Origin of the sequence: Lentilactobacillus buchneri (assembly GCF_018314255.1) — a bacterium.
Taxonomy (GTDB): domain Bacteria; phylum Bacillota; class Bacilli; order Lactobacillales; family Lactobacillaceae; genus Lentilactobacillus; species Lentilactobacillus buchneri.
Genome location: NZ_CP073066.1, coordinates 974,454 through 986,601, shown reverse-complemented (window position 1 = coordinate 986,601; position 12,148 = coordinate 974,454). Strand labels below are relative to the sequence as shown.

Genomic DNA, 12,148 nt, shown 5'->3' with positions numbered 1-12,148 from the left:
CCAGGTAAAACAAATTATTTTGGGGGTCTCAAGAATGAAAGTCAATAAGATTGAACAAACAATATTGCTAGCGCTTTCCGTTATGGGGGTTTGCTAGGGGGAGCGGTTGGTGCACATGCGGCCACTGCCGGCACAAATAGTCAACCGATTGCTCAAACCTCAGTTGTGTCGCCTGCCGGAAATGCGACATCAGATACAAATACAAGTAAGAGTGCTTCGGTTCAATCAACAAATGGTGTTGAAAGCTCAAACACTGCAGGGAATATGGCGTCGAACAATGACCCCAACAATTCAAAAGCGGATACAGTTAATCAATCAGCAACGCCGAAAGCCAAAAAGACCGTTTCTCGTTCAACCGAGTACAGAGAAACGAAAACCAACACCAAAGTTAAGAAGACTAAACGGGGAACTAAGACGGTTAAGCAACAAGTGATTCGCAAGCAGGTTGTTAATAACACCAAGAAGGGAAAATCAGCTGATCAGACCACTGATAATTCGAATGGCAGCAATCAGGCTGACAGTACCAATTCGACCCAAGCCGATACATCGACCAATGCAGCTACACCAGTGAATACCAATAATACTGCCGCGCAACAAAATACCACTCAGGCTCAGCCAACGATCACGCCGGCAGAAGCCCAAGCAAATCAGGATGCACAAAATCAAAATATCCAGCTGCAGCCTCAGTTAACTCAATCGCAAATTTCCGCCAATAAGGGCCAAGCAATTTACGATATTACGGGTGCTTTTTCTAATGTTGTTGGTCAGGGAACCGCAATTGTTAATTCAATCTGTGAGATTATCTCAACCATTAGAAACTTGCTTTAACTTGATCTAGAGGGGGATAATGATGATGAAGCCTATCAAGTACAAGTATTTGTATAGAGCTTTAAGTTTAGTTGGTATTTCGATAATGTCGCTGTTGTTGGTTGGGACAACTGGTGCGTCCGCTCATGAGCAGAGCCAATTCACCAATGTCACTAACAGTCAGAATCAAAATAATGACGATGACAACAACGACAACGACAATGACAACGGTAATAACGATAATAATAACAATAATGGCGGTGGGGGCTACATTCCTGGTGGAAATTCCGGTGGGAGTAGCGTCAATAACAATGGCGGTGGAGGAATATCTGCCGGTGGTGCAACAGCTGGTGCCACAGCCAATAATGGTTCTGCCACTGTTGTATCCAATCCTCAAGGCCAGTCCGTTAATGGGACGAATAACAGCACTGCTGAGGGCATGACAGGTGTCAACGATTCTGTTGGTTCTGCAACTACGAAAACAGGTAGTGCTGTCACCGGTAGAAGTTCTAACCAGACTCAGTTTCAAAGTAACAACTCTAAGAACAATGGTGCTTCTACATCTGTTACTTCTCAAAAACAGCCACAGAATAAGGAAACTCGCAACTCCCATTCTGATCATTATTCTCAGAAATCTATGCATTCAAACGGTCAATTTCAGCCAAGCAATAAGACAAAACACAAGCCTTATAAGACGACTTGGAGAAAGGGACAAAAGCTGGATAGAAACCAGCAAAGGGAAGTCAGGTATGAAAGAAGGCATTGGAAAAATACAATAAAAGATATCCAAACTATGGTAGATTGCAAATTTAATCCGAATTTTTTGACAAATTGGTCAGCATGACCTGATAAGGTGTTTGCCAGTCAAGTATTTTAAGTGGTCTCTGATTAATTTCGAGTAAGGTGGTTTTCAAGCCTTGAGCACTAATGTGCTCAAAATAAGTCCCCTTAGGATAAAAATAGCGTAAGTTCCGATTAAATCGTTCATTACTGCCGCGCTCAGCTGGCGTATAAGCATGGCAGTAATAGGTCTTAATACCATATTGTGATTCAAGTGATACTAGCCCACTAAACTCAGTGCCACGGTCCACAGTAAAGCTGTGCACCGGACCATTAAAAGTGGTTAGGAACTTAGTTAGTGCTTCATTAACAGTCGCTGTCGTCCGATCTTTTAACCGGTATGCCCAAAGGAACCGTGATTTGCGATCGATTAAAGTTAATAAAACTGCCTTACTATGCCCACGAGGACCAACGACTGTATCTAGTTCAAAATCGCCGATGCGATTACGTTGATTAATCATCATGGGACGCTGTTCAATTGATCGCCCCAAAGATTGATTATATTTGGATCGTTGGTCAACGTTACGCCGTTGGCGTACGCCATGTTCAGGTAGATCATTCAAGGAGAAATCAATTCTCCCCTGATTTAGCCAATTATAAATAGATTTAGTAGCTAGTTTAAATTCGTGAGCAATCATTCCTGGTGACCAGCTTAGACGTAAATGGTTGAGAATTTTTTGCTTTAACTCATCGCTCAGCTTAGTTTTCCGACCACATCGTGATCGCTTGTATTCGGCATCTGTTTGTGCTAATTCAGCCTGATAAGGTTGACATCGAGATAATTCATAAGAAATTGTTGACGGTGATCGGTTCAGCCGAACGCCCATTTGGATATTGGACAGCCCTAGTTCACAAAAGGTTTCGATTTTAATTCGTTCGGAATAGGTTATACTAGACAAAAGATCAGCTCCTAAAAGATGGGTTTGTGGTAAACACCATTTTAAAGGAAGCTGATCTTTTTTGCCCGAACAGCGTTCGGATTAATTTTACAATCTACCCTATAGTCACTTCTGGCAGGGTGGTGACTGTACTAACTGGGCATCACAAGATAGATTACATGCTGGGGGACGAATGACTTCTAGCCAGAAACATGCTAAAAAGCACTTTTGGTCTGGAAACAGAATTTCTACAAAACGATCAAAATGGTATTGTAAACGGATGAAATCAACATTCTTTGGTGCTCGCAAACACTGGAACTATTCCACAAGCTGGACAACGGTTAATGGCTTCTACCGATATTGGACGAAAACGAAGCATCGACCACACTTTACAACAACTAGTTTTCGGAGAGTAATGGCTCATGTCCATGTTGGTGATGTAGTTCAGTTACACTCGAAGAAAGATGGATGGCACCATACTGTAACTATCTCAAAAGTTACAAAGCATATGGTGTACTATACGTCTCAAAACAAAAATAGAATTTTTGCGCCGTTGACGAAAATTAAATCATTAACTGGTCTTTCTAGGACAAACAAAATGCGAGTTATTGAAATGGGGATTTAAAAATGAAAAGGAAAATAATGAAAATTGTATTCGTAGTGATGGGTGTACTTTTCCTGACATGCCTGTTTTTTACGATTTCAGTAAAAAATGCCGTTCGAGCTAACTTGATGGTGCATGGTGTATCGCCGGTTTCAGCTTTTAATTGTAATCCAAAGTTTTCTCCAAAAACGAGTAAGTCGCTACAAATTCCAGTATATTATGTTCCTGACAAGTATGCTTACAAAGATGGGAGTACAGGTGTTCATACGTCAACCTTTGCTATCCGGACGTATTTAGGAATTTTTCACGTTGCTGTCACGGCTGATCAATACTTTGGATAGAAGGAAAGCTATGTAGGAGACCGATCAGTTGACCTCACTACTGGTGATTGGTATTCACGGGGGAAAGAGGAAAAGCAGATGAAAAAAGAATGGTATCGAGTATTTCTTCTAATGATCATGACATTTGCCGGAGCACTATTGATTGGATGCAATCAGATACATGCTGCTGCATGGCAGCCATACAGTCCCAAAATCATGGGATACGCAAAGAAGCAGCGGATTCTCAAATACAATGGAAGTAACTGGGGAAACTATGAAGAGATTTATGAGAAGAGGTATTTTAAGGATACCAAATCAACTAAGTATAAATATAATCATCAATCTCGGGTGATGGTTATTCGCTATCTGAACAAATCAAAATCCCCTGAAGTAAATACAAAGTACAATTATCGAAAACTTGTTTTCCATGGAAACAAACGGCACCCAGTTATTCAATATTATTACAGGCTCGGTAGTCGGAAGTTTCAGTTCCTGTATACGATCAAGTACTGGATGTTTAAGCCAATCAAATATTAGTCCTTGGAAGTGGGCTATCCGGCGACGTATCGATTCTGGTTGGTCAAGCCGGTTAATCACTAACTAGGTCAGTCGCATTTAAGATTCGTTGGATTGTGGATGAGTGTTGTTCACAAACACCCATTAAATGAAAGGTCGATGATGAACTTGTTAGTTACTAGGCAACATCGGATTACTTTAAAGTGGTTGTTACTGTTAGCGTTCTTTTCTGTATTGGTTTTAGTCCCTACCTCAGCGTCTGCCAGTGCCAACTGGAAACACCTTAATATGAATTCATTAGGAGCTGCCACAAAGATGAAAGTTCTTAAATACAATTCACTTAATTGGGGTGAGTATTATGATGATCAGAGTGATTTGTTTAAAGATACTAAGCATGTGCAATATAAGTACGCCAAACGCACCCGAACGCTCATCATGCGGTATCGGAATCCCCAGCAGTTTCTTTTAAAAACTAAGTATAATTATCGGAAGCTGATTTATCGACATGGTCATAAAAATCCAATTGTGACCCATTACTTTAAAGTGGGACACGAAAAGTGGAAATTTGCAACGACCATTCATTATTGGCTAAAGAAGCCAATCCGATATTAGTTATTAACGGAACCTCGAAGCTGATACTTCGGGGCTTTCGTTCCTATGGTTTACCTCTCAGTATTATTTTAATTATGTCCCCAAATTGTTTAATTTTAAACAATTTGGGGACATAATTAAAATAGCTTGTCTTTAAGAATCGGTGGCGTAGTTATTTAAATCTAATCTTACGTGTGAATATCCACTGATTTTTAGGAAATTGGGCGATAATACAAAAGCACCAACTATATTGGAATAGTTGGCGCTCGCCTGTGATTTAATTTAACTCAGTGAAATGCATTGGCTTAAGACGTTAATCAAAAAAGCCAAAAATATCTTTAACGGCAGTCATAGCTTGTGCTAATTCTGCCGCATTGACATGATCAACAATCTTGCCGGATCGGGCGATGTAGTCATAACCCAAAAGACCGGTTAAAATAACATGGCCTTCTATCTTATGAGAAGAAAGTGTAATCTGAAAAGGTGCCTTAATTTTAGTTGCATGGGTAATTGGAAAGCCGACAATCATACCTGTCCGTTGATTATATGCTTTATCACTGACAACCAGTAACGGTCTAAAAGTATTACTGGAATCTGGATTATGGCCACCATATTCATGGCCTGCATGCGGTTCACTATCGATCCAGATGAGATCTCCTTGCTGCGGGATGTCTTTAGTCATTCCAAATATCCTCTCGTCCAACCGGCGTGCCATTGTCCCCAATGTTTTCTTCTTCCATTGCTTTTCGAAGATCGTAGTTCGAGTCTGCACTATAAATGTTGTGTCGAACTGGTAACAAACTGATCACGCCGTTTTCATCCTTGATTGGTTCAAACTCAACGTTTTCCCCTATGTTAAACGAAGCAGGAATTGTCACCATAATCGAATTGCCTTGACGCCGTGTTTTTACAGTCATTATTACCACCCTTTCTACACGTAATTATATATGTAATTACATTTAAACTCAAGAAATTTGTATCGATTAAAATTAGAACGATCTATTTGTTTTGTACGTTGAAAACATAGACTGGGAGGCTTACACTTATAAGCATGCTAAGTACATATAATAGGAGGAAAAGATGAAAGTAATCAAGAGCATCTTCAACTGGATCCTGCCAATTGCCATTGGATTGGCACTGGCGTTACTACTCAAAGCCTATATTATTTCACCAGTCAGAGTGGATGGTGATTCGATGATGCCCAACCTGCAGAACAACGAGCACGTGGTCATTTTAAAAACCAAGCCAATCAAACGCTTGTCAGTGGTAGTGTTTAATGCTTACAAATTGGCACCGGATACGCAACCGAACACTGAATTTGTCAAACGGGTCATTGGCATTCCGGGTGACAGGATTACCTATACTAAGACGGGGCATTTATATGTGAATGGTAAGTACATCAAGCAGCCGTTCATCTCCCGTCAGCAGCAGACCACTGGTACTTTGAGCAACGTCGACGGTAATGGTTTTAATTTATCGATTCTTTCCAAGAAGTGGCGCAGAGGTGGACAGACTGCTGTGGTTCCCAAGGGTCAGTATTTTGTGATGGGTGATAATCGGAATATTTCCTATGACAGCCGTTACTGGGGATTTGTGCCAAAGTCGCATATGGAAGGCGTCGTCTACACATTCCCGTGGGATGACAATCGAAGTGAAATTAATAACTATGGATAAAGTAATGTCCTTCACCAGTTTTAGATCTGGCGAAGGACATTTTTAGGTTCTACAATATCTGTTCGCAATTAAATTCTAACCGTAACGTTTTCGGTCATTTGGCGAATAGATAGCGTTCTAAAAAAATTCTTTGAGAACGCCTGAAATAGTTTGGATGATCGTTGTCGGGACCTGCCCAACTATTTTGCCATTAGATCGTTTCTCGGGATCAATGGCCCGAACATGTTGGAGAAGTGCTGTCCCATGAACTTACTCTAAGTCAATCTTTTGAAAAAACGGTGAACGAATAAATCTTTCTTGTGTCCGGTACTTATCAGATGAACTGATAGGTATGACTAGGACGGTGTTGAGATGCCGATTATACTCATCGTTACTAACAACCATACATGGCCGCTCTTTCTTTGTTTCAGTCCCCTTGGCAGGATTAAGATTGATAAACAGTATATCTCCTTGATGTAACTCCATTAATCAAAATCCTCCGAACCGGCATCTTCTCCCCAATCCACTTCTGGGGTGACAATACTCCCATATTTTTTTTCTTGCTCATCAACCATTTTCCAGAAATCATCCTTTTCGGGAGCTGTCCGTTTTACAGTAATTTGGCCATCAGCACCTAATTCCCATTCAATCTTATCTGATGATTTTACATTTAAGGCCTCACGAATGGTTTTGGGAATGGTGACTTGGTTTTTGGCGGTGATTTTAGAAATGACCGCAATGTTATGATCATGTTTTGCCATAACACTCCCTCCTTACTTATCCTTACATATATTATAATTCAAAGAAGTTGGTAAGGCAAATGTAAGGTACACCATGTGTTGTGGTATCAGATTGTAATCAGTTTTTGAAATATATTTTAAGATGTTTGACCAAGAACCCATTTGAATTACTTGCCATTTAATTCACGAACTTGATCAATTAAGCCAAGAAAATCATTAGCCGCCTGGCGATAATCTTCAATCTGATCACCGTATTTTTCGTTAAAGCCTTCCAAGCCACCGGCAACAAAGGCATATTCATAATCATATACCTTGTCATAAGCAGCGGTGAACTTCGTCAACAGGTCGTGGTGCTTGCCATCCAGCTGCAGTGCCATTTGGACAACTCGCACATCCGTGTAGCCAAGCTCGAATTGAATCGCCCAAGCTCGGATGAAGTCGTGCTGCGCCTCGATGTGAGCAAAGTGGTGCTGGGTATTCCAAGTTAATCGATCTAATGATTTGATAACGTCTAACATGTCATTACCTCCCCTAATCAGTAATCATCATATTTAGTTCATGTTCATTGAACCGCGTTTGGCGGGGGAGGGCAAGTGATTCGACTTGGAAATATCAAAGAGAAAAACGCCTTAAAGTATGTTATAACAGATATGTGATAAAAATCACAAAATTGTTTCTTTGGGGAGATCTTATGATGCAATGCATTCGTATTTCGGCAGTCTTTCTTAGCTTTGGACTGCTAACAACTTTCTTATTACAGATTATCCAATTGGTATCGAATTTTTATACGGTGGACAGTGCAACCGATGAGCCAATCAACTATTGGGCAAGCAGCATGATTCTTGTTCCGTTAGCCTTTGGAGCTCTTTTTATTATCACGTTCGCATTGGGCTTGTACCAGATTTATCAAGAGAAAAAACAAAGTAAAAAAAGTAAAAAGTGAAGAAACACAAATAAGCACCCTTAGAGCATTGAGCCTCCGAGGGTGCTTGTTATTTTTTAAGAGATTTTATTTAATCAATTGTGGCTGAAACACACCCATAACGGTATCCTGGGCAGTGAACACAGGAACCTGGTGACTAAGGGCTTTGGCAACCAGCTGCTTTTGATCAGTGGTTTCATCCTCTGAACTCAGAGCAAAGGCGAGGTTGCTTGGCCATTGCATTCCTTCGTGGTAGGTTTGAATGCCAAAGCCGCTGCCCTTTAGTTGCTCGACTAAGCTGGCGTTGTTGGCATCAAATGCTGACAGGAGCACATCACCAGTTAGGTGATTGGTATCAATGTGGTAGCTGTCAAACAGGGCATTGTGCAAGGCTTCCTGCAGGTTGCCGCCGGCGCCGATGTCTTCGCCGGTTGACTTCATTTCTGGACTCAATGCGGTTGGGGCACCTGGTAACTTCGCGAAGGAGAAGACTGGTGCTTTGACATAAACCTTGGTTGGTTCTGGGTGTAACCCCGGCTTCAAACCAATTTCAGCCAGTGATTTGCCTAAAATAAGCTGAGTTGCCAATTGTGCCAAATGTAGTTTGACAATCTTACTCATGAACGGCACGGTTCTGGATGCACGTGGGTTGACTTCGATGATGTACACTTCGTCAGCGACGATGAATTGAATGTTCATCATGCCAACCGCATGAACCTGCTTACCAATCTTGGTAGCGATAGCAACGATCTTTTCTTTCTGATCGTCAGTCAACGTCTGTGGTGGATACATGGCAATCGAGTCGCCTGAATGAATACCGGCACCTTCAAGATGCTCCATGATCCCAGGGACAAAGACGTCATTGCCGTCGCTTAGGATATCAACTTCACACTCAGTTCCAGGGATGTACTGGTCGATTAAGATTGGTTCACCATGACTGTTCTTGAGCGCCGGGATGAGATATTCGTTTAGTTCGTCATCATTATGGACAACGGCCATCCCTTTGCCACCAAGAACGAAGCTTGGACGTACCAATACCGGGTAACCCAGGTGGTTGGCAATTTCTAATGCTTCAGGGGCATCGGTAGCGGTAGCACCCTTTGGATGAGCAATGTTTTGGTCAATTAAGAGGTCTTCAAATTGATGACGATCTTCAGTTTGCTCAATGCCGTGAAGGGAAGTGCCAAGGATGGAAACCCCATGCTTGGTCAAGCCTTCGGTCAAGTTGATGGCAGTTTGACCACCAAAATCAACGATGACCCCAATCGGCTGTTCCAAATTGATGATATTCATGACGCTGTCAATGGTTAGCGGTTCAAAGTAGAGCTTATCAGAAATGGAGAAATCAGTTGAAACTGTTTCTGGATTATTGTTAATAATAATGGCATTGTAACCCGCTGCTTGAATCGCTTTGACACAGTGGACAGTGGCGTAGTCAAATTCAACCCCTTGACCAATTCGGATTGGGCCGGCACCGATAACGACGATACTATTCCCCAGTGGCTTGCTTTCGTTTTCGTTACCAACTGTACTATAGTAGTAAGGCGTTGTGCTTTCGAATTCTGCGGCACAGGTATCAACCATCTTATAAACCAGATGTTGATCTGACATTTTGTCTAATTTGGTCAACTCATCGTCGGTTGCGTGATGAATGGCTTGAATCATGGTGTTGTTGAAGCTTAATTTACGGGCTTTTAAGACTTCATCAGCACTCAAGAGGCCATCGGTCATCTGTTGCTGCATCTTGATGATGTTTTCCAGTTTCGATAAGAAGTACATATCGATTTGAGTTGAACGATTAATCTGTTGAATGGTAGCACCCTTACCAATGGCGGCAAAGATTTCAAATAATCGATAATCGGTTGGCGTCTTAATCTTTTCCAGCAAGTCGCCCATTGACATGTTTCGGGTATAAGCCGGAATCAGGTCAGTTTGCGCTTGTTGGTCGAGTTCCAATGATTGAACGGCCTTTAACAGTGATTCTTCAATGGTACTGCCGATTGCCATGACTTCTCCGGTGGCTTTCATTTGGGTTCCCAGTTTGCGGTCTGCGTTTGTGAATTTGTCAAACGCAAAGCGTGGAATCTTAGCAACGACGTAATCGAGCGCCGGTTCGAACATCGCGAACGTGGTTTGCGTTATTGGGTTCATGATTTCGTCCAGGTTCAAACCAACTGCGATTTTGGCCGCAATTTTGGCGATTGGGTAGCCAGTTGCTTTTGAGGCCAAAGCTGAGGAACGGCTGACCCGTGGGTTGACTTCGATGACGTAGTAAGCTTCACTGTTTGGATCTTGGGCCAATTGAACATTGCAGCCGCCTTCGATCTTGAGGGCGTTCACGATGGTCAATGATGCGTCACGCAGACGTTGATATTCTTTGTCGGTCAATGTCTGAGTTGGGGCAAAGACAATTGAATCACCGGTGTGGATGCCGACTGGATCGAAGTTTTCCATTCCAGTCACGATGATTGAACTGCCGTGGTGATCGCGCATTACTTCAAATTCGATTTCTTTGAAGCCGGCGATACTCTTTTCAACTAAACATTCAGTTGAGGGTGACATGGTGAGGCCACGGTTCAAAATGGTGGTCATTTCATCGTCGTTATGGGCAATTCCGCCGCCTGTTCCACCCAAAGTATAGGCAGGACGAATAATGACGGGGTAGTCGATCTTGTGAGCGAAGTCCAATCCATCTTGGAGGTCGTAAACTGTTTTGGAATCAGGAATTGGCTGGTAAAGCTCTTCCATCAAGTCTTTGAATTTCTCACGATCTTCAGCTTCGTTGATGGTTTGCAAACTGGTTCCTAATAATTCGATTCCCAGTTCATCTAAGATACCGTCCTTGCTGAGTTCAACGGCCAGGTTCAGACCGGTTTGGCCGCCCAAAGTCGGCAAGATAGCGTCTGGATGTTCTTTGTTGATAATCTTCTTCAGGCTTGGAACGGTTAATGGTTCCAAGTAGACCTTGTCAGCAATTTCATCATCAGTCATGATCGTGGCAGGGTTGGAGTTAACCAAAATCACTGAGTAGCCTTCTTCACGGAGGCTGAGGCAAGCTTGGCTGCCGGCATAGTCAAATTCTGCGGCTTGGCCAATCACGATTGGACCTGAGCCGATAATTAATACTTTTTTAATATCTTCTCTTTTTGGCATTAATGAACCCCTCCGTTTACGTGCATTATTTCGATAAAGTCGTCAAATAATTTGGTGGCATCGTGTGGACCTGGTGCGGCTTCTGGATGGTATTGAACTGAGAATACCGGGCGGCCGGGATAGCGCAGGCCCTCACACGTTTTGTCGTTGACTTCAAGCGCAGTTACTTCCAGTGGGGTGTCTTTAACGGAGTCGACGTCCACTGCGTAACCATGGTTTTGTGAGGTGATGTAAATGTCACCAGTGATCAGGTTCTTAACCGGATGATTAATCCCACGATGACCAAACGTCATTTTGTAAGTGGTGGCGCCGTTGGCCAGTGCCAGAAGTTGATGGCCGAGACAGATTCCAAACAGCGGGAAGTTGTCCTGGAGCTTTTGAATCACCGGCACAAAGTCTGAGTAATCGGTTGGATCTCCAGGACCATTGGATAATAGGATGCCGGTTGGATGTAAGTTGGCAATATCTTCAAACGTTGATTCAGGCGTAACGACGGTCACATCAACGCCTGGGCGCTGGAGTGACTTGACGATGTTATCTTTGACACCAAAGTCAACAACGACAACATGTTCAACATCTTTGGTGTCGCCTGCGGACAATGTGGCTGATTTGATAATGGATGCCGAGCGGTCAGCTTTTGGTTGATCAACGATTGGGTGATTGGTAAGGCTGGCCTTCATTGTGCCATAGCGGCGAATAATCTTGGTTAACTGTCGGGTATCAATCCCGCTGATTGCTGGAACCTTCGACTGCTTTAGGAAAGCATCGAGGCTGATAACGCTTTGGTAATGAAATACTTGATCGGTCATTTCTTTGACAACGACTGCTGCTGCTTGAACGGTGTCCGATTGGTTGGTGCCCAGTGAGATGCCATAGTTACCAATCAACGGATAGGTGAAACTGATGATTTGATGTTTGTACGATGGATCGGTCAATGTTTCCTGGTAGCCGGTCATGCTGGTGGTAAAGACGAGTTCACCATCAATTTCGGCGCCCAAGTCACCACACGCTTCCCCGACGAAGACATCGCCGTTTTCTAGAGTTAGATACTTTTTCATGTCCGAACCTCCTCAATTTGTTCCTAACAATGCTGCGGTATTTACAGTTAACGCTTTTGAATATTT

The 12,148-nt window shown here is 42.7% G+C and carries 13 protein-coding genes and 2 pseudogenes; 7 read left to right on the top strand and 8 right to left on the bottom strand.

The window, feature by feature from the left end:
• Positions 1-90 precede the first annotated feature (90 nt).
• Positions 91-828 carry a hypothetical protein gene (locus KE627_RS04820; RefSeq protein ID WP_013727096.1) on the top strand — a complete coding sequence of 246 codons (738 nt, stop codon included), beginning with the start codon at positions 91-93 and terminating at the stop codon, positions 826-828.
• Between the two features lie 19 nt (positions 829-847).
• Entirely contained in the window at positions 848-1,651 is an 804-nt protein-coding gene (locus tag KE627_RS04815; protein WP_136861229.1) for a hypothetical protein, read from the top strand.
• Here KE627_RS04815 and KE627_RS04810 read toward each other — a convergent pair.
• Positions 1,617-2,546: an IS30-like element ISLpl1 family transposase gene (locus KE627_RS04810; protein ID WP_146971951.1), complete on the bottom strand. Its 930-nt coding sequence runs from the start codon at positions 2,544-2,546 to the stop codon at positions 1,617-1,619. The genes KE627_RS04815 and KE627_RS04810 overlap by 35 nt on opposite strands.
• A gap of 103 nt (positions 2,547-2,649) precedes the next feature.
• Here KE627_RS04810 and KE627_RS12515 point away from each other — a divergent pair.
• From KE627_RS12515 to KE627_RS04790, 4 genes and pseudogenes are all read left to right on the top strand, one after another.
• A pseudogene (locus KE627_RS12515) lies at positions 2,650-3,150 on the top strand (amidase domain-containing protein); the annotation flags it as partial.
• A 2-nt stretch (positions 3,151-3,152) separates the two neighbouring features.
• Positions 3,153-3,470 carry a hypothetical protein gene (locus KE627_RS04800; protein ID WP_041805543.1) on the top strand — a complete coding sequence of 106 codons (318 nt, stop codon included), beginning with the start codon at positions 3,153-3,155 and terminating at the stop codon, positions 3,468-3,470.
• 78 nt (positions 3,471-3,548) lie between these two features.
• The gene (locus KE627_RS04795; RefSeq protein ID WP_013727100.1) at positions 3,549-3,986 is read left to right on the top strand and encodes a hypothetical protein; all 438 of its coding nucleotides are present in this window, start codon (positions 3,549-3,551) and stop codon (positions 3,984-3,986) included.
• A 267-nt stretch (positions 3,987-4,253) separates the two neighbouring features.
• On the top strand, positions 4,254-4,577 hold the full coding sequence (locus KE627_RS04790; RefSeq protein WP_133286466.1) for a hypothetical protein: 324 nt from the start codon (positions 4,254-4,256) through the stop codon (positions 4,575-4,577).
• A gap of 292 nt (positions 4,578-4,869) precedes the next feature.
• On the opposite strand, the gene KE627_RS04785 is transcribed toward KE627_RS04790, so the two are convergent.
• Both KE627_RS04785 and mazE read right to left on the bottom strand, forming a co-directional pair.
• On the bottom strand, positions 4,870-5,238 hold the full coding sequence (locus KE627_RS04785) for a type II toxin-antitoxin system PemK/MazF family toxin (RefSeq protein WP_013727102.1): 369 nt from the start codon (positions 5,236-5,238) through the stop codon (positions 4,870-4,872).
• On the bottom strand, positions 5,231-5,473 hold the full coding sequence (gene mazE / locus KE627_RS04780; RefSeq protein ID WP_013727103.1) for a type II toxin-antitoxin system PemI/MazE family antitoxin: 243 nt from the start codon (positions 5,471-5,473) through the stop codon (positions 5,231-5,233). The genes KE627_RS04785 and mazE overlap by 8 nt, the downstream gene beginning before the upstream one ends.
• A 163-nt stretch (positions 5,474-5,636) precedes the next feature.
• On the opposite strand from mazE, the gene lepB reads away from it, so the two are divergent.
• Positions 5,637-6,230: a signal peptidase I gene (gene lepB / locus KE627_RS04775; protein ID WP_056939187.1), complete on the top strand. Its 594-nt coding sequence runs from the start codon at positions 5,637-5,639 to the stop codon at positions 6,228-6,230.
• A 117-nt stretch (positions 6,231-6,347) separates the two neighbouring features.
• On the opposite strand, the pseudogene KE627_RS04770 reads toward lepB, so the two are convergent.
• From KE627_RS04770 to KE627_RS04750, 5 genes and pseudogenes are all read right to left on the bottom strand, one after another.
• A pseudogene (locus KE627_RS04770) lies at positions 6,348-6,695 on the bottom strand (type II toxin-antitoxin system PemK/MazF family toxin).
• The gene (locus tag KE627_RS04765) at positions 6,695-6,970 is read right to left on the bottom strand and encodes a type II toxin-antitoxin system PrlF family antitoxin (protein ID WP_013727106.1); all 276 of its coding nucleotides are present in this window, start codon (positions 6,968-6,970) and stop codon (positions 6,695-6,697) included. Before KE627_RS04765 ends, KE627_RS04770 begins: the two are co-directional and overlap by 1 nt.
• Positions 6,971-7,116: 146 nt before the next feature.
• Positions 7,117-7,467, bottom strand: a complete 351-nt coding sequence (locus tag KE627_RS04760) for a hypothetical protein (RefSeq protein WP_056939185.1) — start codon at positions 7,465-7,467, stop codon at positions 7,117-7,119.
• Positions 7,468-7,958: 491 nt separating this feature from the next.
• Positions 7,959-11,024, bottom strand: coding sequence for a carbamoyl-phosphate synthase large subunit (gene carB / locus KE627_RS04755; protein ID WP_056939184.1), 3,066 nt, complete (start codon positions 11,022-11,024; stop codon positions 7,959-7,961).
• Complete coding sequence (locus KE627_RS04750; RefSeq protein WP_211772871.1) at positions 11,024-12,082, bottom strand: carbamoyl phosphate synthase small subunit; 1,059 nt, start codon at positions 12,080-12,082, stop codon at positions 11,024-11,026. Before KE627_RS04750 ends, carB begins: the two co-directional genes overlap by 1 nt.
• Positions 12,083-12,148: the final 66 nt, after the last annotated feature.